Genomic DNA, 21,752 nt, shown 5'->3' with positions numbered 1-21,752 from the left:
TCGTTTACCCTCCTATTTTGTAAATCCTAATAGCACGCCACCTGCAATGATCATCAAGCAGCCTGCAATGACAAAGCTTGTTCTGGATGCTTTCTCTTTTAATAAGTAAATGCCGCCTAATGTCGAGATAACGATCCCTGTCTGTGACATCGAAAAACTTACGGCGACACCAATGAGCGGAATGGCCAAAAGAAGTCCGAGATTTCCTGTCGACCAAACAAGCCCGGCAATGATATTTTTAAACGTATATTTACTAAACGGGTTCTGCTTAAGACTAATCGCCAAGGATGAAAGCAGCATGCCGACCGATTGCGGAACGAGGGCAGACCAGCCATCAATATGAAACCATCGCAAAATAACAACATATCCGACATAACCAACCGTTGAGATAAGCAGAATCATGATCCCTTTTTTGAAATTGCCCCCACCGTTCCCACCGCCATTCTTTTTTTGACCGAGCGATGTCAGCACAACACCTGCAATAATCAGTAAAATGGCACAAGAACCAATGAGTATGACCGTCATCGTTTGCCATTCTTTGAAGACCATGACGCCAAATAACGTAGTGCTCACAAGCTGCATGCCGGTTGACAAAGGAACCGCCTTCGAGACTCCGAGAAACGCAACACTTGAAAGCTGATTCATTTGCCCAATGCTCCAAAAGATGCCTGAAATGATAGAAACTGCAAAAATAAACGGTGTCAGCTCTGGCATTTTGATGAAGAAGGCTGCAATTGAAAATATAAATGCGCCAAGCGTAATACCGAGGGTTTGCTGGTAAGCATTCCCGCCAAGTTTGACACTGATGAGAACAATACTTCCCCAAAATATCGCTGGGAGAAGTGCATATAAGATGCCCACTTCGATCCCTACTTTCTTTTCTTTTTTACATAGCATCCCTCTTTTTCGCATTTTTAGCCGAAAAGATGCAAACACAAAAAAACCTTACCAAAGGGTAAGGTTTTTCAGTCATTCTATGTTTATTTCATCCATTCTGTATGGAAGATGCCTTCTTTATCTGTGCGCTCATACGTATGTGCACCGAAATAGTCACGCTGCGCTTGAATTAAGTTCGCTGGCAGGACAGCTGTGCGATAGCTATCAAAGTAAGCAAGTGCACTTGAGAATGAAGGAACAGGAACTCCTTGCTCCACTGCAAGTGAAATGACTTTACGAAGAGATGATTGATAGCTTTGAGCAATATCCTTAAAGTAAGGATCAAGCAATAGGTTTTTCAGTTCTGGATTACGGTCATATGCTTCTTTAATTTGTTGTAAGAAGGCTGCACGAATGATACAGCCACCACGGAAGATCATTGCAATTTCACCGTATTTCAAATCCCAGTTATACTCATCAGATGCTGCTTTCATTTGCGCAAAACCTTGTGCATATGAGCAGATTTTACTCATGAATAAGGCTTTTCTAACCGCTTCGATCAGCTCTTGTTTATTCTCTGCTGATTGTGCTGGCTTAGGACCTTCGATTAATTGACTTGCTTCAACACGCTCATCTTTCATCGCTGAAATGTAGCGCGCGAAAACAGACTCAGTAATGATTGGAAGCGGAACACCTAGATCAAGAGAACTTTGGCTCGTCCATTTTCCAGTTCCTTTTTGTCCAGCTTTATCTAAGATCACATCCACAAGCGGCTGGTTTGTTTCTTCATCCACTTTTGTGAAAATATCAGCTGTAATTTCGATTAAATAGCTGTCAAGCTCACCTTTATTCCATTCTGAGAATACTTCATGAAGCTCCTCTGCTGATAATCCAGCCACATGCTTCAAGATAAAGTATGATTCAGAAATCAATTGCATGTCTCCGTACTCGATGCCGTTATGGACCATTTTGACATAATGTCCTGCTCCATCTGGGCCGATATACGTTGTACATGGCTCGCCATCTACTTTCGCAGAGATCGCTTCTAAAATTGGTTTCACTAGCTCATGCGCTTCTTTTTGACCGCCAGGCATGATCGATGGACCTTTTAGTGCCCCTTCTTCACCGCCAGAAACACCTGTACCAATGAAGTGGATACCACTTTCCGCAAGCTCTTGATTACGTCTTTGCGTATCCTTGTAATATGTATTTCCACCATCAATTAAGATGTCACCTTTCTCTAGGTGAGGAAGTAATGATTGAATGGTTGCATCCGTTGCTGCACCAGCTTTTACCATTAAAAGAATTTTACGCGGTGTTTCAAGCGACTGAACAAATTCTTCGATGCTGTATGTGCCTACAACGTTTTTCCCTTTTGATTCTTGAAGAAATTCTTCCGTTTTGCTGCTAGATCTGTTATAAACGGACACGGAGAACCCGCGGCTTTCAATATTAAGGGCAAGGTTTTTCCCCATAACGGCTAGTCCAACCACACCGATTTGTTGTTTTGACATAATTCTGACGTCCCTTCTAACACACTATATTGATTAATGCTGAAATGATGTACCCTTTGAAATTACCACAACACCACCTCTTTTATCAAGTTTTCAGGCTAGTCATTTCCTCTTTTGTCCTGAAAAAAGTCTTTATTAAAACTTGTTCCACTTGTTTTGCTCTCTTTTTCCTTGATTGTTATCCCTCTTTGAACGAGGGATTTTCCATACTTTTCTTTCAGTCCTTCTAAAATGGTTTGAAGAGGCTCTTCTTTTGCATCTTCTGTATAGGAAAATAAATCAAGCTGTTTAACGGCTGCTTTTCGTTCTACAAGATCTGTCCCCGTCACACCTAAGAGTCTCACAGGCTGGTCATTCCAATGTTTAAGGAATAACTGCCTTGCTGCCTCAAATAAGTCTTCCTTCCGATCCGTCGGATTCGTGAGGGTGACACTTCGCGTAATATTTTTCCAGCTTGCGTACCGAATCATGATGAGCAGCCGATTTGCCATCACTTCTTTTCTTCTTAACCTTGCACTCACAGATTGTGATAGCTTATCAATTAACGCGACAAGTTCATCTGGATCGTCAGAATCATGAGGAAGGGTTGACGAATTACCGACGGATTTAAAATCGTATATTCTTTCTGGGTCTACGATGCCGTCATGTTCACCATTCGCCTTTTGCTTTAATCTCGGTCCATTGATGCCTAGTAATTCCTTTAGTGTATACTCATTTGCTTTCGCTAAGTCTTCAATGGTGTGAATGCCAATCGTTTTCAATTTATCTGCCGTTTTTTGTCCAACTCCGTGCATGTCACCCGCTGGCAGCGGCCATAGCATTTGGGGTACATCTCGTTTACGCAAAATGGTGATGCCCATTGGTTTTTTCCAATTAGACGCCATTTTCGCTAAAAATTTATTCGGCGCAATGCCAATACTTGAAGGAAGCATGAGCTCCTCTACAAGCCTCGTTTGAATATCATGAGCCGTTTTCAACGCGTGCTCGGCATATGGCGTATGCGTTAAATCAATATAGCCCTCGTCGATGGATACTGGCTCGACTAAATCGCTGTATTCTCTTAGTATCGTAAACATCTCTTGTGAGGAGCTTCGGTACCGGTCAAAGTTTGGTGTACGGACAATCAGCCCCGGACAAAGCCGCTTCGCTTCCCATAACGGCATCGGGGGCTTTACACCTAGCGCTCTTGCCTCATAGCTGCACGTCACCACAATCCCTTTACGCTCTTTCGCATTTCCGCTAATGGCTAAAGGTTTCCCTCTCAAAGAAGGATCATACGCCATTTCTACATTGGCATAAAACGCATTCATGTCTATATGAAAAATAATATTTGACATTGGCATAACCCCATTTTCTTCAGTTCCTATATTTTAATCAGAAGTTCCGAATCGATCAAATATGATGAATCTCTTTTATGCTCAATTATACATTGATTTATTTCATCTTTCCTCAAAAAAACCTTCTCTAAAAAAGAGAAGGTTTCACGAATTATACTTTTTCTTCAAGCATACCATTTTGATATTGAATAGCCTCGTATGTTAACACTTCATTTTTATTGTCATTCAAATGTTTCACAACCGGAGTCGGCTGCTGATTAAAATTCATACTCAAGCTTTGATTGGAGTAGTGGCCAGCTGGATCAATATAATACTTGTAATCAATGACTCTTTCCACATCAATGTCTGCGTATGCAATTCCCTCTGTTTCAGCTGGAACCATATCACTGATCGGTTCTCCATCTGGACCGTAAATGCACGTATGCCCACTCTTAAATGTGTCAAAGTAATCTCTTTGCTCCTGCGTTAAACAAATCATCTCTTTCATTTCTTCCGTATAGATTGAAGAAGTCATCAGCACAAAAGTTTGTGTCGCAATAGCATAATATCTGCTTGAAATTTCATCATCAAAATAACCTGGCCAAGATGCTACATGCACCTGTTCATTTTGAGCATTCATCGCCATCAAATCTAGTGGTACTTGATGCTCCCAGCACATCAATCCGCCAAGATTGCCAATGTCAGTTTGAAAAACGGGCATCATGCTTCCACTTCCATCTCCCCAAATCAGTCTTTCTGCTACAGAAGCTCTCATTTTCCGATGTTTTCCTATTAAATCCCCATTTGGGTTAAACCAAAGTTGAGCTAAATAGAGGGAACCGCCATCTTTTTCACTGCATGATATACAAACGTACGTTTCATTTCTTTTTGCTGCCTCACTTATTTTTTGGATAGCTAAGCTAGGGATTTCGACTGCATTTTTATATAATTTGTGATAGAACTTTCTTGTATATTCTGGATGACCAATAAAAGCAAACCAAGGATAACCAGGTAAAAATGCTTCTGGGAATGCCACAAGTTTAGCACCATTTGAAGTTGCTTCGTCGATCAGTTCACATGATTTCTGAACGGTTGCCTCCAAATTTAAGTAGATAGGGGCTGCTTGTACCGCAGCTGCTCGAAACTTCGGGTAAATACTTGTCATATTCAAAACCTCCATTTCTTCTATTCCCCCTCATTATAAGATAGGAATGGTGAAGTTTGGATGACAAATACCACTTTATACAAAATAAGGATTTGCACTTAATAAAGAAAACACTTGGTCCTGTTAGACATTTCACAATGTGTATAGTACACTGTGAGTAATGAAATGGATGTGATAATCATGATTATTGATACATTCAATGAAGTCTTTTTCCTTGTTGAATTCTTTACGATTATTCTTCCAGCGCTGACGGCCATCGGCATTGCGTTTTTATTAAAAGACTGCCGTATGAACGAGCACCTCGGTGGACATCGTTTGGAAGAGTTGGACGCATCTTTATTGAATCGAACAGACTTTCTGTTTATCATATATGATCGCATTACAACTTGGATTAGTAAAGTCATTCGAATGAAACGATCATCAAACGATGATGAAGACCATTCGCTTCCTCTCTCTAATTAATTTTTTTAAAAATGAGGAGGAAACGAATTGAAACGTTTATTAACGATTTGTACGACTTTATGTTTAATGATGATTGCCTCACCTGCTTTTGCAGCGAGTGGGCAGACAAATGCGAGCTCTGATGGGTTTTTCCATCATTATTTTGTCCAGCCTTTTTCTGAGCTGATCATTTGGCTTGCGAACTTCTTCCATGATGATTATGGTTTATCGATTATGTTCGTAACCTTGATCGTCCGCCTGCTGATTTTCCCTCTTTTTGCGAACCAATTTAAGAAGCAAAGAGTCATGCAGGAGAAAATGGCACTGGTGAAGCCTCAAATTGACGACATTCAAAGCAAATTAAAGAAAACGAAAGAACCTGAAAAACAAAAAGAATTACAAATGGAAATGATGAAAGTATACAAAGAGAACAATGTGAACCCGCTGGCAATGGGCTGTCTGCCTATGCTGATTCAAATTCCAATTGTTCTTGGCTTTTACTCAGCGATCCGTTCAACACCTGAGATCGCAACACATTCGTTCCTATGGTTTAACTTAGGACAAACTGATCTATTGGTCGCGATCTTTGCAGGCGCTATGTATTTCTTGCAATTTTATGTTACGCAAAGGTTTGCGAAGCAATTAGGCACCCAGACAGAGACTGCGCTAAAGCAAGCCAAAGTGATGGGCATGATTTTCCCAATCATGATGCTGTTTATTTCAATTAATGCACCCGCTGCCCTTCCTTTATACTGGATGACAAGCGGATTATTACTCACAGTCCAAACCATTATTTTGAATGTCATGTACCAAAAATCAAAATCAAAAGCTGAGGCAAACGACCAAGCTAGCCCAGCTGCTGAATAAAAATAATCCCCTTATCATCAGATAAGGGGATCTTCTTTATGCCAATTCTTCTTTTAACCGCGCTGGCAATTGATCGAGATCCTCAATTCTCCCAAGGAACTTATTTGGGTCCACTTGTAAAATCATCTTGTTCTCTCTCTCCACAACGCCGAAGAAGTATTCAGAGGCTTTCGTGTTCATATGAAATGGCTTGATCTCACTTTGCTCGATATCGATAATATCTTTTGCATCCGAGACAAGACAGCCTACCATTTGTTCGTTTAATTCAAATAGCAATACCTTGGACTGCTCGTTCACATCAAGAGGCTTTCCGTGAAGCATCACGCCTGTGTCACTGACAGGAATGACCTCTCCCCTTAAAGACATGAGTCCTTTTATTTCTTTTGGAAGGTTCGATACTTCTTGTAAATAAGGGACCTTCTCAATTGAACGAATATGTTCTACACTGATGCCAAAATCCTCTTGCCCCACTTGGAAAATAATGATCTTTTGCGTGCTCACAGAGTCTCCTGCCTTTACGATGGATTTGTCGTTTCTTCGATAATGGCGAGAACCATTTCAGCTGTTTTGACTAATTCTTCAATCGGCATTTTCTCATTTTTCGTATGAATATCTTCATATCCAACAGCTAGGTTGACAGTTGGGACGCCGTTTCCTGCAATGACGTTTGCATCACTGCCTCCGCCGCTCGTCTGTAGTTCTGATGGACGGCCAATTTTCGCAGCCGCTTTTTTCGCCACTTCTACGACTTGATCGCCGTGAGAGAATTTGAAGCCTGGATACATGATGTCAATGTGTACATCGGCACTTCCGCCCATTTCTTTAGCGGTTTTTTCAAAGGCTTCTTTCATCTTCGCTACTTGCGCTTCCATTTTTGCAGGTTCTAAAGAGCGTGCTTCAGCAAGGATATCGACTTGATCGCACACAATATTCGTTTGCGTTCCGCCTTCAAAGCGGCCGATATTCGCCGTTGTTTCTTCATCAATTCGGCCAAGCGGCATACTAGCAATGGCTTTTGATGCAATGGTAATCGCTGACACACCTTTTTCAGGCGCGACACCTGCGTGAGCTGTTTTTCCGTAAATGGTTGCGCGTACTTTCGCCTGTGTTGGCGCTGCAACGATAATGGTTCCGACCTTGCCATCTGAATCAAGGGCATAGCCGTATGCCGCTGTCATCAACTTTGGATCTAACGCTTTTGCTCCGACAAGTCCTGATTCCTCACCTGCTGTGATGACAAATTCAATCGTTCCATGCGGTAAATTCTTCTCTTTCAGCACACGGATTGCTTCAAACATTGCCGCAAGTCCTGTTTTATCGTCAGCACCTAGAATGGTTGTTCCATCTGTTTTCACATAGCCGTCTTCAATGACTGGCTTTACACCATTGCCCGGAACAACTGTGTCCATATGAGAAGTGAAATAGATGGTATCAGCCTCTTGAGTACCTTCCAGTGTACAGATGAGGTTGCCTGCACCATGGCCTGTTTTCGCTTTTGAGTCGTCTTCCACCACTTTTAGTCCAAGCAGCGAAAATTTTTCTTTTAAGACTTCCACAATTTTCTCTTCGTGTTTTGTTTCGGAATCAATCTGAACAAGTTCTAAAAATTCGTCTAATAAACGTTTTTCATTGATCATGATACTGCTCCTCCTCTTATAGCGGCATGTTGCCATGCTTTTTTAACGGTCTTTCTTCTTCCTTCCTGCGAACCAAATCAAATGAGCGAATCAATCGTTCTCTCGTTTCAGACGGCATAAAAATATCGTCTATCAGCCCTGCCTGAGCCGCTTTTAATACACTTGGCTTCGTTTCAACCTCGCGCGAATCAGGATGAACGATTTCGTCTGCGAACATTTTCCCCATCACATCAATTTCTGCCGCTGGCCATGCATAAACAAAATCAGCGCCTAAGCCCTTGCTATTCATTGCGACATATGCTCCGCCAAACGCCTTTCTTAAAATCACTGTGATTTTTGGAACGGTCGCTTCAGCGTATGCATATAAAAGCTTTGCACCGTGACGGATAATTCCCGCATGCTCGGCTTTCTCACCTGGTAAAAAACCAGGGACGTCTACAAGCGTTAAGATCGGAATATGAAACGCATCGCAAAATCGAATAAACCTAGCCGCTTTATCAGCCGCATCAAGGTCAAGGCTTCCTGCCAGCACCTTTGGTTGATTGGCAACTACACCAATTGAAGCCCCTTGTAATCTCGCAAACCCTGTGACGATATTTTTTGAGAAACAAGGCTGCGTCTCAAAGAATGAGCCTGAATCGATGATGGCTGTCACCACTTGTTTGACATCATAGGTGCGTGATGGATCCTTTGGCAAGATGTTACCTGGATCAGCTGCGTCTTGCTCACTCGTTTTCGCATCCATGACAGTCTGTTGTTTCGTTGGTATGTACGTTAAAAGTGTTCGAACCGCTTTTAACACGTCTTTCTCATCTTTCCCAGTATAGTGCACATTCCCGCTTGTCTGATGCTGAACACTTGCACCGCCAAGACGGTCAGGACAGACCGTTTCTCCTGTTGCCTTCTCTATGACTTTCGGACCTGTTAAAAACATATGAGCTGTCTGTTCTGTCATGAACACAAAATCGGTCAAGGCAGGAGAATAGACTGCTCCTCCAGCACAAGAACCTAAAATAACGGATATTTGCGGGATTTGACCGGAGTACAGCACATTCCGTTTAAAGATCTGTCCGTATCCTTCTAATGATACCACACCCTCTTGAATTCTCGCACCACCTGAGTCTTTTAGACCGATGACCGGCATCTGATTCTTAGCTGCGAGATCCATGAGAGAAGCAATTTTTTTAGCATGTATTTCGCCTAAAGACCCTCCATGCACTGTTGCATCTTGTGCATAAACACATACTGGCCTTCCATGAATGAGTCCAGTTCCAGTGACGACGCCGTCACCGACATGCTCTGACATGCGGCCTGTTGCAAATGCTTGAATTTCCATGAAACTGCCCCCGTCAAGAAGTTCATGCAGCCGCTGACGAACCGATAGTTTTCCTTTGTTCCGGTGCGCAGCTGCACGTTTCACGCCACCGCCCATGAATACTTTTTCGCGCCATTTCGCCAAGTAATTGAACGATTCATTCATTGCCATGTTCCTCTCCTTTCAAGGGCTCGCACAATTCAAATAACACACCGGACGTTTCTTTCGGTGAAATAAATGCAATCCGCTTCCCGCTCGCGCCTATCTGTGCTGATTGTTGGAGAAGCTCCACGCCAAGATGATCAAGACGGTTAAGGTCCGCCTGTATGTCACCTGTCTTTAACGCAATATGATGAAGTCCTTCTCCCCTTTTGGTTAAAAAGGTATGTAGTTTGCTGCTGCCGGACATCGGTTCAATTAATTCAATGTGCACATGATCAAGTGAAGCGAAAGACGCTTTAACCTCCTGTTCAGGAATCTCTTGTATGTCTGAAAAATGCCAGTTAAACAGCTGTTGAAGAATGCGAGATGTATTTTTTATAGAAAAGACCGCAATGGCAATATGGTCGATTTGATTCATCCGTTCACTTCCTTTGTTGATCACTTGTCGCATTTGAAAAAACGAGCTAGAATAAAGAAAGGTGCGTTCATCGCAAAAAATCTTCGGTTATAGGGGTGCGATATGTCTCAGAAAATGATGAAATTCATGGTATTGCTCATGATTAGCCTGCTGCTAATATCTTCACTTTTAGCAGGAGCGGCAACCTTTTTATAAGATTTCAATAAAAGCAGACAAGCAGGTGATTCGTTCAATCAACGAATGGCCTGTTTGTCTTTGGCAAGCTTTTCAAATGAATCGCTTGATGTTGTAATCCATACTTTTGTCCCAACCGGAAGCTGGTCAAATAGAAGCTCTACATCGTGATTATGAAGTCTCACACATCCTGCCGTGATAAATTTCCCAATCGTTGTTTCGTCACTCGTCCCATGAATTCCGTATGTTCTGCCATCTGTTCCTCGTGCATCAAATCCAATCCATCTTCTGCCGAGAGGGTTATTTTTCGCACCGCCTTCGATATTCTTTTTTCTGTAATACGGATCTTTCGCTTTGATCATAATGGTAAATTCCCCTTCTGGCGTTAAATCTGACGTTTTCCCAGTAGAAGCAGGATATATTTGTTGGATTTTCCCTTGATCAATATAGGCAAGTTCATTTGTTTGTTTATTAATAATGACATACGGGTCTCCTGGAAGCGGGTTTTGTCCGAGCGGCCAGATTGGTGAAAGGGACATGGTCAATACGGTATAAATTAAAAGACGCATAAGCTCCTCCTTTTTCATTAGATTGACCAATGAAGGAGGAACTCATGCGTCTCTATTCTTTCATCCCTTTAAAATAGCTTTTCAGTACTAAATATTGTTCCATTTCTCCGAGGAAATGAAACAGTGCAGCTCTTGCCTCAAACTCTTCTCTTGTTTGCGGCAGCGGTAGCTTATCGAACTCTTCTTTCATATCAATGAGGCGCCTTAAGAACTTATGTGCCGTGTTCCCTGGGTGAATATGTTCACGTAAGTCTCTAATGTATTCTGCAATGATTTGTCCATGCTCTGTTGTAATGGAAATGGACGTGATCTTCGGAAGCACACGCTCGATGATTTCGAATTGCTTTTGCCTCATATTGAAATAATGATAATACAGGTTTTCATGTCTTAACACATGGTTTTCAACATCACGATATGCAAGAGCTTTTGCTTCTTTAATCAATTGATGTGTCTCTGGTATTTCTTTGCCTGTCCAGTCTTGTTTCCCTGTCATTAAGTATTGTTCGATTTCCTCAAAAATTTTTGCAAAGTTGGCTTCAATCTGTTCGCTGTAGCGTTTAAGCTTTTTATCAACACTTGGCATATACAGGTTCATGATCAGTGCCACGCCAACACCAATCGTAATCAGCAGCAGTTCATTCCAAATGAGGTGAAGGGTAATCCCGCCGGACATGTATAAATGGAGGATGATGACTGAACTTGTGACAATCCCTTCTTTAATGCGAAGCAATACGGTTGTCGGAATAAAGACAAGCAGCATCAGACCAATCACAAAAGGATGATACCCAATCAGATCGAAAAATAGATAAGAAAATAAAATGGCAAGACTGCATGCGGCAAAGCGGGCGCCTGATGCAAGAAGCGACCGTTTCTTTGTCACCTGAATACACAGAATCGTAATAATCCCGGCAGCGGAATAATTTTGAAGGCCAAGCAGTTGCGCAATATAAATGGCGATCGCTGTTCCTAATGCTGTTTTCAGCGTTCGGTAACCGATTTTAAACATGATGTGAGTCACTCTTTTCTGTCTTGTTTCTATTCACTTATTGTGAAATGATGAACTTTTTTACTTTCCCCATTATAATCAAAAAAAGAAGGAGATGTTAAGTCTCCTTCTCTTTTTTCTTTATAATATTTTTTGCAAGAAATCTTTCGCGCGCTGTGACGACGGTGATTCAAAGAATTGCACAGGGTTTGCATCCTCTACAATTTTCCCATCGTCCATAAAGATCACGCGGTCAGCCACTTCTTTTGCAAAGCCCATTTCATGTGTGACGATCACAAGCGTCATTCCAGATTGAGCCAGCTCTTTCATGACCTCTAGCACTTCCTTGACCATTTCTGGATCTAGTGCAGACGTTGGCTCGTCAAACAGCATGATGTCTGGTGTCATCGCAAGCGCACGTGCAATTGCGACACGCTGCTTTTGACCACCTGACAAGCGGTTCGGAAAATCATCTTTTTTCTCTAAAAGCCCTACCTTTTTCAGCAGATCTTCAGCTTGTTTGATGCTGTCTTCCTTCGATTGATTCTTCACATTCATTGGCGCATATGTGATATTTTCCAGCACCGTTTTATGCGGGAACAGGTGAAAATGCTGAAACACCATTCCGATGTTCTCACGCACTTTGAGTGCATTGGTTTTTGGGTTTGTGATTTCGGTATCCTGAATCGTAATGACACCAGAAGTCGGCTTTTCAAGCAAGTTGATGCAGCGAAGAAACGTCGATTTTCCTGAACCAGATGGTCCAATGACTGCGACAACTTCCCCTTCTTTAATGGTGGTGTCAATCCCTTTTAATACTTCATTTTTACCAAAAGATTTTGTGAGTTTCTCTATGTTAATCATTTGATTTTAACTTCCTTTCCACCGATTTGCCGACAAAGGTGAGAACAAGCACGATGACATAATAGATGAGGCCCGCAAAAATAAGCGGTTCAAGATAATTATACGTGACGGCACCTGCTTGATAGGCTCGTCTCATGACATCTCCCAGTCCAATGACTGTTACAATCGCTGATTCTTTTGTCAGTGTAATCGTTTCGTTCACAAGTGCAGGTGAAATATTTTTAAATGCCTGCGGAAGCAATAAGTCCTTCATCATTTTAGCATAAGGGATGCCTAAAGCAACGGCTGCTTCTTTTTGCCCTTTATCAATGGCATTAATACCAGCACGAATAATTTCAGATACGTATGCAGCAGAGTTTAGTGAAAATGCCGCTACAGCAGCCCAGTATTGATCGATTTGAAACCCGAGAAGCTGAGGCAGACCGAAATAAATAATGAGCAATTGAAGCACAAGCGGTGTGCCTCGGAAGATGGATGTATAAAAATCCGCAAGCCAAATGAGCGGCTTAAATACACTAATTTTGCAAAGCGTTAATAAAATCCCTAAGATAAATCCAAGAAAAAGTGATACCACTACAATAGAAAGTGTGACCTTAAGCCCTTCTAAAATAAAGGGCATCTGAGGTATTACATCTTTAAAATCTAACATGACAGTCTCCTTTTTTATGCCTTCATACGAAATCAAAAAATAAAACAGGAAAAAAGTTCAACATGAGTTGAACTTTTCAGCGCTTTCTACTGGATTTTCGTGAATGACGCTGATCCTTTTCCTGACTTATTTTTCATCAGCAAACCATTTTTTAATTAATTTATCAAGTTCGCCATTGTCTTGCATTTCTTTTAATGATTTATTAAATTTAGCTGTTAAGTCGCTATTTTTCTTGAATGCAATAGCTGAACCTTCATTTGAACTATTCAATCCAAATGCTTGGAAGTCTTTTTCTTTTTTCAAATAACCAGCAGCTACTTTATCTTCAATAATGGCTGCATCAAAACGACCTGCTTTGATTTCTTGAATGATATCAGAGATTTTATTACGGTCTTCCACTTTTAAGTTATATTTCTTTTGCAAACCGTTTGCTTCATCCTGCTGAATTGAACCTAATTGAACGCCGACTGTTTTATCTTTTAAGTCTTTCTCTGTTTTCATTCCGCTAGATTTCTTTGAGACAACTAAGTTTTTAGCATTGTAATAAACATCAGAGAAATCTAATTGTTTTTTACGTTTTTCTGTAGGGGTCATGCCTGCAAGGACGATATCAGCTTTATTTGTTTTAAGAGCTGATACAAGGCTTGCAAAATCCATATCTTGAATTTCTAGCTTGTAGCCGTTCTTTTTCGCTAGTGCTGTAGCAAGATCAACATCAAAGCCGACAATTTTATCTCCGTCTTTTGATTCAAATGGCGGATAATCTGCTGATGTCGCCATAACGAGTGTTTTGTCATCTCCTGATGCGTTTGAATTATTAGAAGAAGTTCCGCAAGCTGCGAGTGCAGCTGCAAGACCAGCTGTCATAAGTAATAATAACCACTTTTTCATAAGATAATGCCTCCCAGTATTTAAAATCATGTATTGTTTTGAATATTTATTCACTATAATGTATTTTAAACACTTTCTTTTTAAGATGCAATAGTATTTTGCTAAAATTATTTTGATTCAATGGTCTTATAAAACAAAAAACAGACCGATCTAAAGACCGGACTGCTTTATATGTCATCATTCAAACGTCACATGTTAAATTTCTTCGCAATGCTCATCGAATGCAGCTTGAAGCTTTGACACGACTTCCATTGGCTCGTGCCCTTCAATTTCATGACGCTCGACCATTTTGATGATCTTTCCATCTTTTAATAATGCAAAGGATGGTGAAGATGGCGGGAAGCCTTCAAAGTATTCACGGGCTCTTGCTGTTGCCTCTTTGTCTTGTCCAGCAAACACTGTCAGCAATTGATCAGGGCGCTTATCGTAATGAACAGAATAGCCTGCAGCTGGTCTTGCAATACCGCCAGCACATCCGCATACTGAATTCACCATGACAAGTGCCGTGCCTTCTTTAGACAAGGCTTCATCCACTTCCTCAGCTGATGTAAGCTCAGTATAGCCAGCCTGTTTGATCTCTTCTCTCGCTTGTTTCACAATATCATTCATAAATAAATTAAAATCAATATTCATTGTCCGTCCACTCCTTTAGCATGCCAAAACCATTTTAACAACATCATATCAAGGAAAACGCCTGCGGGCAAATGTGTTGTCTTTTCATTCCACACTTTTTCTGAACATCGTTTATACGCCGCAAAATTGGGGAAAAGTGATGATAAAGAGATGAAAGGGAGAACTGCGTGATGGCACAATTTAAAAAAGCGATGCTCATTTATAATGGAAATGCTGGACAAAAAAACATGGAAAAAGTTCTCGGTCAAACAGTACCTCTTCTTTCTCTACATATTGATGAACTCATTCTTAAACCAACAAAGCAGCCAAATGATGCTTATGAATTCTGTCGTACAATTAATGAGACGATTGAATTACTTATCATATTAGGCGGAGATGGAACCGTGCATGAATGTATGAATGGCATCGGTGGTTTAGAAAAAAGGCCAGCTGTAGCGATTTTACCAGGCGGGACATGTAATGACTTTTCTAGAACGCTTGGTATTCCGCAACAAATGCAGAAAGCCGCTCAAATGATTGTAGACGGCGTAGAAAAAAAGGTCGACTTAATCAAGGCAGAAGATCGATACTTGTTAAACTTTTGGGGCATCGGCCTCATTGCAGACACGTCCAACAATATTAATGATAAGGAAAAAGCTGTACTCGGAAAAATCAGCTACTTCACAAGTGCCTTGCGCACCTTGCAGCAAACAGATCCTTTTCACGTACGAGTTGAAACAGAGGAGGAAAGCTGGGAAGAAGAAGCCGTCATCGTTCTTGTTATGAATGGACATTTCATCGGGACAAATAAAATTGATTTGCCGAGAGCAGCAATTGATGATGGAAAAGCAGAAATCTTAATTTGCAGAAATACGAGCTTCTCTGCTCTAAAAGAGATCTTTTCTATGGACCGGGAAGAACTGGAGGATTTCACCGGCGACCTCTCTCTCATTCAAGCATCCAGTATTCAGATCCACACAAAAGAGGAAATGGATGCTGATACAGATGGTGAAGTGTATATGACAGCCCCAACTTCTTTAGAAGTGTTAAAACAGCATTTGACCTTTATTGTTCCAGCAGAATAAAGAAAACGCCCGAGATCATTCTTTTTCGGGCGTTTTTTTGATATACCGTCTGTATAAATATTCAAGTGCATATCCGAGCAGCGTTCCGGTAAGAAGAGAAATTCCTAAAAGGCTATTCGCTGCTCCTTTAAATCCACCGACAAGCAGCAAGCAATACAAAACTTGAATAATAGAAACGATTGATATGATCAGTAGTAATCTTTCAGGATGATTGCGTGATTTAGAAATATATCGAAGAAAAGCGAACGCAATTGCTGTGATAAACATGAGTCCAATCGTTAAAAATGCAAAAAAGTCTAGTCCAGACATATCATCGCTCCTTTCTCATCATGGGGAAATCCCCCTCTCCATAGCGGGAGGGGGACATTCTTGTTTTAGTAAACAGATGTCTGCTCGTCAATGCCTTCAAGGATTTGTTTAATCCGTTGAAGGAATCTGCCGCATACAAGACCATCAAGTACTCTGTGATCTAATGAAAGACAAAGGTTAACCATGTCTCTTGCTGCAATCATACCATTTACAATCACCGGACGCTTCACGATCGATTCTACTTGTAAAATCGCCGCTTGCGGATAATTGATGATTCCCATAGATTGTACAGAACCAAATGATCCCGTGTTGTTTACAGTAAAGGTGCCGCCTTCCATGTCGCTTTGCTTCAGCGTACCTTGTCTCACCTTGGAAGCAAGCTCATGAATTTCCTTGGCGATGCCTTTAATCGTTTTTTCATCTGCATCCTTAATAACTGGAACAAATAGAGCGTCATCAGTGGCAACAGCTATCGAGACGTTGATTGCTTTCTTTTGCACAATTTTATCTCCAGCCCACATGCTGTTCATTTCTGGGAATTCCTTTAAGCCCTGAGCCACTGCTTTGACAAAGAACGCAAAGAACGTCAAATTAAAGCCTTCTTTTGCTTTAAATTGGTCCTTGAGCTGATTTCTTCTAGTCACAAGGTTTGTTACATCAACTTCCATCATTGTCCATGCATGCGGAATTTCATGTTTGCTTCTCAGCATATTTGCCGCAATCGCCTGCCTGATTGGCGTGACTGGCAGTTCAACATCACCAGGCATTGTAGAGATGGAAGGCGCCGCTTTTGATTTTGATGACTGCACAGGCTCTGGCTTGACCGCCTGTTCAGTGACAGGTGCTGCCTTCTCTTGTACGCCGCCGCTTTCAATAAGCTGTAGTAAATCTTTTCTTGTGATTCGTCCGCCTGCTCCCGTTCCTTGCACTGCCGCTAAATCAATGCTGTGCTCATCAGCTAAACGAAGGACTGCTGGAGAGTAGCGTTTCTTTTGACTTTGATTCTCTTTTGCTTGATCTGCTTCGGGAGCTTCACTTTGCTCAGGTGCAGCTTCTTCTTTCGCACTTTGCTGCGAGCTGCCTTCTACTTCAATTTCACAGAACACTTCTCCTACTTGCAGTGTATCGCCTTCTTCAGCTGATAGCTTTGTTATCGTTCCTGTAAAAGATGACGGGACTTCTGCGTTCACTTTATCCGTCATGACTTCCGCAATAGGATCGTATTTATTCACATGATCGCCAGGTGAAACGAGCCATTTGCTGATGGTTCCTTCTGTTACACTTTCACCTAACTGAGGCATTTTCATTTGTTCAATTGCCACTTGAAACCCTCCTCTTTCTTAAAACGCCGCTAGCTCTCTCATTTCAGCTTCTACCTTATCTGGGTTGACCATAAAGAATTTTTCCATCGTCGGTGCATAAGGCATTGCCGGGATTTCTGGTCCAGCTAGACGTTTGATTGGTGCGTCTAAATCAAATAAGCAATGCTCTGATATGATCGCCGCTACCTCACTCATGATGCTCCCCTCTTTTGTATCTTCCGTTAGAAGAAGCACTTTGCCTGTTTTTGATGCCGCTTCAATAATGGCTTCCTGATCAAGCGGGTACACTGTTCTCAAATCGAGAATATGCGCAGAAATGCCGTCTTTTGCAAGGCGGTCTGCTGCTTGCAGCGCAAAATGGACGCAGAGGCCATATGTAATGACCGTGATATCATCGCCTTCACGTTTCACATCTGCTTTTCCAATAGGGAGTGTGTAATCCTCTTCAGGCACTTCTCCTTTAATGAGACGGTAGGCACGTTTGTGTTCAAAGAACAATACAGGATCTGGATCTCGCACCGCAGCTTTTAAAAGACCTTTTACATCATAAGGTGTAGAAGGCATGACAATCTTCAAACCAGGCTGGTTGGCAAAAATCGCTTCAACTGATTGTGAATGATAAAGCGCCCCGTGAACTCCGCCCCCATAAGGTGCACGGATGACCATCGGACAGCTCCAATCGTTATTTGAGCGGTATCTAATTTTCGCAGCCTCTGAAATGATTTGGTTAATGGCAGGCATGATAAAATCCGCAAATTGCATCTCAGCAATTGGGCGCATTCCATACATCGCGGCTCCAATCCCTACACCAGCAATGGCTGATTCTGCAAGAGGTGTATCCATGACGCGCGCTTCTCCGAATTGCTCATAGAGACCCGCTGTCGCCTTAAATACGCCGCCCTTTTTCCCGACATCCTCTCCGAGCACAAACACTTTCGGATCTCGCTCCATTTCTTCTTTCATCGCCAGTGTAATGGCGTCTATATATGACATAACAGGCATTTTTCTTCCCCCTTACTCCGCATACACGTAACGAAGTGCGCTTTCAGCATCAGCATAAGTAGCGTTTTCCGCTTCATCAGTAGCTTCGTTTACGATTTGCATGATTTCTTTTGTCATCTCTTCTTTCATTTCTGAAGTCATGACGTTTCCTTCGGTTAAATACGTTTCATATTGGATGAGCGGATCTTTCTTTCTCGCTTCAAGCACTTCTTCTTTTTCTCGATAGCTTGAATCATCGTCATCACTTGAATGCGCAGTTAAACGGTAAGAGATCGTTTCAATCAACGTTGGTCCTTCGCCTCTTGTCGCACGGTCTCTCGCTTCTTTGACAGCGGCATATACTTCAAGCGGATCATTGCCATCAACGGTTACGCCAGGCATTCCGTACCCAATCGCACGGTCTGAAATGCGTTCACATGCTACTTGTTTGTCATAAGGTACGGAAATCGCGTACTTATTGTTTTCACACATGAAAATAACAGGCAGCTTATGCACAGCAGCGAAGTTAGCACCTTCGTGGAAATCACCTTGGTTTGAAGAGCCCTCTCCAAACGTAACAAAGCTGACAAAGTTTTTTTGATCTAGTCGTCCAGCAAGTGCGATCCCCACTGCATGAGGAACCTGCGTTGTAACAGGTGAAGATCCTGTCACAATTCGATTTGATTTCTGTCCAAAATGCCCTGGCATCTGTCTTCCGCCTGAGTTTGGATCGTCTTGTTTTGCGAAACCTGACATCATTAAATCTTTTGCTGTCATTCCAAATGCGAGGACAACCCCCATATCACGGTAGTAAGGTAAGACGTAATCCTCTTCTCTATTAAGAGCGAAAGCAGCACCGACTTGCTGCGCTTCCTGCCCTTGACAAGAAATGACGAATGGAATTTTACCAGAACGGTTTAAAAGCCACATCCGTTCATCAATTTTTCTTGCTAGAAGCATTGTTCTATATATATCAATTGCTTGTTCATCAGATAATCCTAATTCATGATGACGCATGTTACTCATCTTATTTCCCTCCTTGATTAAAAATGGATCGCTTTCCCGTCAACAGCAAGGGCAGCCTCGCCAATCGCCTCTGATAAGGTTGGGTGCGGGTGAATTGTCTGCCCGACTTCCCACGGCGTTGCATCAAGTACTTTGGCTAATCCAGCTTCAGATATCATATCTGTGACATGAGGACCAATCATATGAATCCCTAAAATATCATCTGTCTTTTGATCAGCAATGATTTTGACGAATCCATCAGACTCCCCGTATACAAGTGCTTTTCCGATCGCCATGAATGGAAATTTCCCCATTTTGACTTCGAAGCCTTGCTCTTTTGCCGCCTGTTCAGTGAGTCCAACACTAGCGGTTTCCGGGTGAGAGTAAACACATTTAGAAACGAGCGTTTCATCGAGCGGCTTTGGATCTTGCCCAGCCATATGCTCCACAGCAATCATGCCTTCGTGTGATGCCACATGTGCCAGCTGAAGCCCGCCAATGACATCTCCTATTGCATAAATATGTGATTCTTTCGTTTGATAATGTTCATTCACGACAATGCCTTGTTTTTCTGTTTGGATGTCCGTGTTTTCAAGACCAATGCCTTCAATATTTGGTACTCTACCGACTGATAGAAGAAGTTTTTCCGCTTCAAACGTCTGAATGTCTCCATCCTTTTCTGCTTGAATCGTCACGAGATTCTCTTGCTTTTTGACGGTATCTGGCAGTACTTTCGCATTTGTCACAAAGGTGATGCCTTTTTTAGATAAAAGCTTTTCCATTTCTTTAGAAATGTCATGATCCTCTGTTGGCAATATGCGGTCTGCAAATTCAATCACCGTCACCTTCACACCAAAATCATTGAGCATAGAAGCCCACTCGATTCCGATTACCCCGCCGCCGACAATGAGCATCGACTGCGGAAGCTCTGGCAGTTCTAGTGCATCATCTGATGTAAGAATGTGCGTCCCATCTGCTTCAAGTCCAGGCAGCACACGCGGTCTTGAACCTGTCGCAATGATGACCTGCTTTGGAATAAGCATTTCATTTTCATCTCCATTTGCCATTTCTACGGAGATGGTTCCTGGCATTGGCGAAAAGATAGATGGACCAAGGATGCGGCCGATCCCTTCATAGACATCAATTTTCCCTTGTTTCATTAAATGTTTGACGCCGCCTGCTAGTTTCTCTACAATCTCTGCTTTTCTTTTCTGCACACTTGCAAACTGCAAGGCGATGCCATTTGCCTCAACGCCAAAATCAGCAGCACGTTTGACGGTTTGATAGACTTCAGCACTTCTAAGCAGCGCTTTAGACGGAATGCATCCTTTATGGAGACATGTTCCGCCAAGCTTTTCTTTTTCTACAACTGCTGTTTTCAATCCAAGCTGTGAGGCACGAATGGCCGCTACATAGCCGCCTGTGCCTCCACCAAGAATGACGAGGTCATATTCAGTTGCCATGACTTGTCACTCCTTTCTTCATCTCTTGATCATTTGGGTATTCTTTCGGAGATTCTTCTTCTTTTAAAATACGAAGTGCACCTTCTGCTAAGGATTGCAGTTCATTTTCGCCTGGATAGACGACGACATCTGAAATCCAGTCAATGTGACCTCTAATACTTGATGTAATTTGTTTGCTGTACGCAAGTCCGCCTGTTAACACAATGACGTCAACTGCACCTTTTAGGACAGCACTAGCCGCACCGATTTCCTTGGCAATTTGATAGCACATCGCTTCATAAATCAGCGCCGCCCGTTCATCGCCTGCTTCAATCATGCGCTCAACTTTCACAGCATCTGTCGTACCAAGGTAGCCCGCAAGACCACCTTCGCCAATAATGCGTTTCAGCATTTCCTCTTGGCTGTACTCACCAGAAAAGCAAAGATTGACGAGGTCACCTGTTGGCAGTGTCCCCGCACGCTCCGGGCTGAAAGGGCCTTCACCATGGAGTCCGTTATTGACATCAATGACTTTTCCTTTTTCATGGACACCAATGGTGATGCCGCCGCCCATATGGGTAATAATCATATTCAAATCTTCGTAGCGCTTCCCAAAGGATGCAGCTGTTTTTCTTGCGACTGCTTTTTGGTTTAATGCATGGAAGATGCTTTTTCTTTCAATCGTTGGCAGCCCTGAAATACGAGCAATTGGTTTTAGCTCATCCACCACAACTGGATCGACAATAAAAGCTGGGATGTTCAAACCTAGTGCAATTTCTCGTGCAATGATACCCCCCAAATTTGATGCATGCTGGCCGGCATATCCTTCTTTCAGGTCTTGCACCATTTGCTCATTGACTTCATATGTGCCGCCTTCAATCGGACGAAGTAGACCGCCACGCGCACAAACTGCATCAAACTTTGAGATGTTCATCCCTTGTTCATGCAGCGTCTTCAAGATTGTTTCTTTACGAAATGAAAACTGATCAATGATATGAGGGAATTTCTTTAATTCCTCATCTGTATGTCTCAGTGTCGTTTCAAAAATAGATCGTTCATTGTGAAACACACCGATTTTTGTTGAAGTAGAGCCAGGATTAATTGTGAGAATACGCCATTCTTTTGTCAGCAAAAACAAAACCTCCGTTTCAAC

Annotated in this window: 24 protein-coding genes; 4 read left to right on the top strand and 20 right to left on the bottom strand. The window is 42.2% G+C overall.

The window, feature by feature from the left end:
- Window positions 1-12: 12 nt before the first annotated feature.
- From ACQYAC_RS05255 to ACQYAC_RS05240, 4 genes are all read right to left on the bottom strand, one after another.
- Window positions 13-861 carry a GRP family sugar transporter gene (locus ACQYAC_RS05255; RefSeq protein WP_429942942.1) on the bottom strand — a complete coding sequence of 283 codons (849 nt, stop codon included), beginning with the start codon at window positions 859-861 and terminating at the stop codon, window positions 13-15.
- A 119-nt stretch (window positions 862-980) separates the two neighbouring features.
- Complete coding sequence (gene gndA, locus ACQYAC_RS05250; protein ID WP_058014734.1) at window positions 981-2,390, bottom strand: NADP-dependent phosphogluconate dehydrogenase; 1,410 nt, start codon at window positions 2,388-2,390, stop codon at window positions 981-983.
- Window positions 2,391-2,488: 98 nt separating this feature from the next.
- The gene (locus tag ACQYAC_RS05245; protein WP_058014733.1) at window positions 2,489-3,733 is read right to left on the bottom strand and encodes a DNA polymerase IV; all 1,245 of its coding nucleotides are present in this window, start codon (window positions 3,731-3,733) and stop codon (window positions 2,489-2,491) included.
- A 145-nt stretch (window positions 3,734-3,878) separates the two neighbouring features.
- Window positions 3,879-4,871, bottom strand: coding sequence for a carbon-nitrogen hydrolase family protein (locus tag ACQYAC_RS05240; protein WP_429942863.1), 993 nt, complete (start codon window positions 4,869-4,871; stop codon window positions 3,879-3,881).
- Window positions 4,872-5,051: 180 nt separating this feature from the next.
- Here ACQYAC_RS05240 and ACQYAC_RS05235 point away from each other — a divergent pair, with 180 nt between their 5' ends.
- The gene (locus tag ACQYAC_RS05235; protein WP_003215677.1) at window positions 5,052-5,333 is read left to right on the top strand and encodes a hypothetical protein; all 282 of its coding nucleotides are present in this window, start codon (window positions 5,052-5,054) and stop codon (window positions 5,331-5,333) included.
- A 27-nt stretch (window positions 5,334-5,360) separates the two neighbouring features.
- A complete protein-coding gene (locus ACQYAC_RS05230; protein ID WP_429942862.1) occupies window positions 5,361-6,179 on the top strand; it encodes a membrane protein insertase YidC in 819 nt (272 codons plus the stop codon).
- A 36-nt stretch (window positions 6,180-6,215) separates the two neighbouring features.
- Here ACQYAC_RS05230 and ACQYAC_RS05225 read toward each other — a convergent pair whose 3' ends face one another.
- The 4 genes from ACQYAC_RS05225 to mce are packed head-to-tail and all read right to left on the bottom strand — an operon-like array spanning window position 6,216 to window position 9,711.
- The gene (locus ACQYAC_RS05225; protein ID WP_058014731.1) at window positions 6,216-6,680 is read right to left on the bottom strand and encodes a chemotaxis protein CheW; all 465 of its coding nucleotides are present in this window, start codon (window positions 6,678-6,680) and stop codon (window positions 6,216-6,218) included.
- 14 nt (window positions 6,681-6,694) lie between these two features.
- On the bottom strand, window positions 6,695-7,816 hold the full coding sequence (locus ACQYAC_RS05220) for a M20/M25/M40 family metallo-hydrolase (protein WP_058014730.1): 1,122 nt from the start codon (window positions 7,814-7,816) through the stop codon (window positions 6,695-6,697).
- Between the two features lie 16 nt (window positions 7,817-7,832).
- A complete protein-coding gene (locus ACQYAC_RS05215; protein WP_429942861.1) occupies window positions 7,833-9,302 on the bottom strand; it encodes an acyl-CoA carboxylase subunit beta in 1,470 nt (489 codons plus the stop codon).
- Window positions 9,289-9,711, bottom strand: a complete 423-nt coding sequence (gene mce, locus ACQYAC_RS05210; protein WP_268496910.1) for a methylmalonyl-CoA epimerase — start codon at window positions 9,709-9,711, stop codon at window positions 9,289-9,291. The genes ACQYAC_RS05215 and mce overlap by 14 nt, the downstream gene beginning before the upstream one ends.
- 102 nt (window positions 9,712-9,813) lie before the next feature.
- Between mce and prli42 the strand changes: the two genes are divergently transcribed.
- The gene (gene prli42, locus ACQYAC_RS05205) at window positions 9,814-9,906 is read left to right on the top strand and encodes a stressosome-associated protein Prli42 (protein WP_149917133.1); all 93 of its coding nucleotides are present in this window, start codon (window positions 9,814-9,816) and stop codon (window positions 9,904-9,906) included.
- A 38-nt stretch (window positions 9,907-9,944) separates the two neighbouring features.
- Here prli42 and ACQYAC_RS05200 read toward each other — a convergent pair whose 3' ends face one another.
- The 6 genes from ACQYAC_RS05200 to ACQYAC_RS05175 all read right to left on the bottom strand — a co-directional run bounded on the left by ACQYAC_RS05200 (window position 9,945) and on the right by ACQYAC_RS05175 (window position 14,476).
- Window positions 9,945-10,454 (bottom strand): L,D-transpeptidase, encoded by a 510-nt coding sequence (locus ACQYAC_RS05200; protein WP_268496908.1) that lies wholly within the window; start codon window positions 10,452-10,454, stop codon window positions 9,945-9,947.
- Between the two features lie 52 nt (window positions 10,455-10,506).
- Window positions 10,507-11,460, bottom strand: coding sequence for an aromatic acid exporter family protein (locus tag ACQYAC_RS05195; protein WP_061408485.1), 954 nt, complete (start codon window positions 11,458-11,460; stop codon window positions 10,507-10,509).
- A gap of 120 nt (window positions 11,461-11,580) precedes the next feature.
- Window positions 11,581-12,303 (bottom strand): amino acid ABC transporter ATP-binding protein, encoded by a 723-nt coding sequence (locus ACQYAC_RS05190; protein ID WP_003215712.1) that lies wholly within the window; start codon window positions 12,301-12,303, stop codon window positions 11,581-11,583.
- Window positions 12,296-12,952, bottom strand: a complete 657-nt coding sequence (locus ACQYAC_RS05185; RefSeq protein ID WP_003215691.1) for an amino acid ABC transporter permease — start codon at window positions 12,950-12,952, stop codon at window positions 12,296-12,298. Before ACQYAC_RS05185 ends, ACQYAC_RS05190 begins: the two co-directional genes overlap by 8 nt.
- A gap of 126 nt (window positions 12,953-13,078) precedes the next feature.
- Complete coding sequence (locus tag ACQYAC_RS05180) at window positions 13,079-13,843, bottom strand: transporter substrate-binding domain-containing protein (protein WP_012010505.1); 765 nt, start codon at window positions 13,841-13,843, stop codon at window positions 13,079-13,081.
- 195 nt (window positions 13,844-14,038) lie between these two features.
- Window positions 14,039-14,476, bottom strand: a complete 438-nt coding sequence (locus ACQYAC_RS05175; RefSeq protein ID WP_169057025.1) for a BrxA/BrxB family bacilliredoxin — start codon at window positions 14,474-14,476, stop codon at window positions 14,039-14,041.
- 170 nt (window positions 14,477-14,646) lie between these two features.
- Between ACQYAC_RS05175 and ACQYAC_RS05170 the strand changes: the two genes are divergently transcribed.
- Window positions 14,647-15,540 carry a YegS/Rv2252/BmrU family lipid kinase gene (locus ACQYAC_RS05170; protein ID WP_339163042.1) on the top strand — a complete coding sequence of 298 codons (894 nt, stop codon included), beginning with the start codon at window positions 14,647-14,649 and terminating at the stop codon, window positions 15,538-15,540.
- Window positions 15,541-15,555: 15 nt separating this feature from the next.
- Here ACQYAC_RS05170 and ACQYAC_RS05165 read toward each other — a convergent pair whose 3' ends face one another.
- The 6 genes from ACQYAC_RS05165 to buk form a co-directional block, all read right to left on the bottom strand.
- A complete protein-coding gene (locus tag ACQYAC_RS05165; protein ID WP_058014723.1) occupies window positions 15,556-15,849 on the bottom strand; it encodes a YesK-like family protein in 294 nt (97 codons plus the stop codon).
- A 65-nt stretch (window positions 15,850-15,914) separates the two neighbouring features.
- Entirely contained in the window at window positions 15,915-17,171 is a 1,257-nt protein-coding gene (locus tag ACQYAC_RS05160; protein WP_339163045.1) for a dihydrolipoamide acetyltransferase family protein, read from the bottom strand.
- An 18-nt stretch (window positions 17,172-17,189) separates the two neighbouring features.
- On the bottom strand, window positions 17,190-18,173 hold the full coding sequence (locus ACQYAC_RS05155) for an alpha-ketoacid dehydrogenase subunit beta (RefSeq protein ID WP_003215848.1): 984 nt from the start codon (window positions 18,171-18,173) through the stop codon (window positions 17,190-17,192).
- 12 nt (window positions 18,174-18,185) lie between these two features.
- A complete protein-coding gene (locus tag ACQYAC_RS05150; protein WP_429942860.1) occupies window positions 18,186-19,178 on the bottom strand; it encodes a thiamine pyrophosphate-dependent dehydrogenase E1 component subunit alpha in 993 nt (330 codons plus the stop codon).
- Between the two features lie 17 nt (window positions 19,179-19,195).
- A complete protein-coding gene (gene lpdA, locus ACQYAC_RS05145; protein WP_169057022.1) occupies window positions 19,196-20,620 on the bottom strand; it encodes a dihydrolipoyl dehydrogenase in 1,425 nt (474 codons plus the stop codon).
- Window positions 20,610-21,731: a butyrate kinase gene (gene buk / locus ACQYAC_RS05140; RefSeq protein ID WP_370337143.1), complete on the bottom strand. Its 1,122-nt coding sequence runs from the start codon at window positions 21,729-21,731 to the stop codon at window positions 20,610-20,612. Before buk ends, lpdA begins: the two co-directional genes overlap by 11 nt.
- Window positions 21,732-21,752: the final 21 nt, after the last annotated feature.

The organism is Bacillus sp. MM09(2025), assembly GCF_050496725.1.
In the GTDB taxonomy this organism is placed as follows: Bacteria; Bacillota; Bacilli; order Bacillales; family Bacillaceae; genus Bacillus; species Bacillus pumilus.
The sequence above is the reverse complement of the archived record's forward strand: the minus strand, read 5'-3'. Positions and strand labels throughout refer to the sequence as shown.

Coding starts and splice junctions, on each gene's coding strand:
- mce (WP_268496910.1), bottom strand. CDS start 9,711: ATGAATCAAATCGACCATATTGCCATTGCGGTCTTTTCTATAAAAAAT.
- ACQYAC_RS05170 (WP_339163042.1), top strand. CDS start 14,647: ATGGCACAATTTAAAAAAGCGATGCTCATTTATAATGGAAATGCTGGA.
- ACQYAC_RS05245 (WP_058014733.1), bottom strand. CDS start 3,733: ATGCCAATGTCAAATATTATTTTTCATATAGACATGAATGCGTTTTAT.
- ACQYAC_RS05165 (WP_058014723.1), bottom strand. CDS start 15,849: ATGTCTGGACTAGACTTTTTTGCATTTTTAACGATTGGACTCATGTTT.
- prli42 (WP_149917133.1), top strand. CDS start 9,814: ATGTCTCAGAAAATGATGAAATTCATGGTATTGCTCATGATTAGCCTG.
- ACQYAC_RS05215 (WP_429942861.1), bottom strand. CDS start 9,302: ATGGCAATGAATGAATCGTTCAATTACTTGGCGAAATGGCGCGAAAAA.
- ACQYAC_RS05180 (WP_012010505.1), bottom strand. CDS start 13,843: ATGAAAAAGTGGTTATTATTACTTATGACAGCTGGTCTTGCAGCTGCA.
- ACQYAC_RS05185 (WP_003215691.1), bottom strand. CDS start 12,952: ATGTTAGATTTTAAAGATGTAATACCTCAGATGCCCTTTATTTTAGAA.
- ACQYAC_RS05220 (WP_058014730.1), bottom strand. CDS start 7,816: ATGATCAATGAAAAACGTTTATTAGACGAATTTTTAGAACTTGTTCAG.
- ACQYAC_RS05190 (WP_003215712.1), bottom strand. CDS start 12,303: ATGATTAACATAGAGAAACTCACAAAATCTTTTGGTAAAAATGAAGTA.
- ACQYAC_RS05150 (WP_429942860.1), bottom strand. CDS start 19,178: ATGAGTAACATGCGTCATCATGAATTAGGATTATCTGATGAACAAGCA.
- gndA (WP_058014734.1), bottom strand. CDS start 2,390: ATGTCAAAACAACAAATCGGTGTGGTTGGACTAGCCGTTATGGGGAAA.
- ACQYAC_RS05175 (WP_169057025.1), bottom strand. CDS start 14,476: ATGAATATTGATTTTAATTTATTTATGAATGATATTGTGAAACAAGCG.
- ACQYAC_RS05195 (WP_061408485.1), bottom strand. CDS start 11,460: ATGTTTAAAATCGGTTACCGAACGCTGAAAACAGCATTAGGAACAGCG.
- ACQYAC_RS05155 (WP_003215848.1), bottom strand. CDS start 18,173: ATGCCTGTTATGTCATATATAGACGCCATTACACTGGCGATGAAAGAA.
- lpdA (WP_169057022.1), bottom strand. CDS start 20,620: ATGGCAACTGAATATGACCTCGTCATTCTTGGTGGAGGCACAGGCGGC.
- ACQYAC_RS05240 (WP_429942863.1), bottom strand. CDS start 4,871: ATGACAAGTATTTACCCGAAGTTTCGAGCAGCTGCGGTACAAGCAGCC.
- ACQYAC_RS05235 (WP_003215677.1), top strand. CDS start 5,052: ATGATTATTGATACATTCAATGAAGTCTTTTTCCTTGTTGAATTCTTT.
- ACQYAC_RS05200 (WP_268496908.1), bottom strand. CDS start 10,454: ATGCGTCTTTTAATTTATACCGTATTGACCATGTCCCTTTCACCAATC.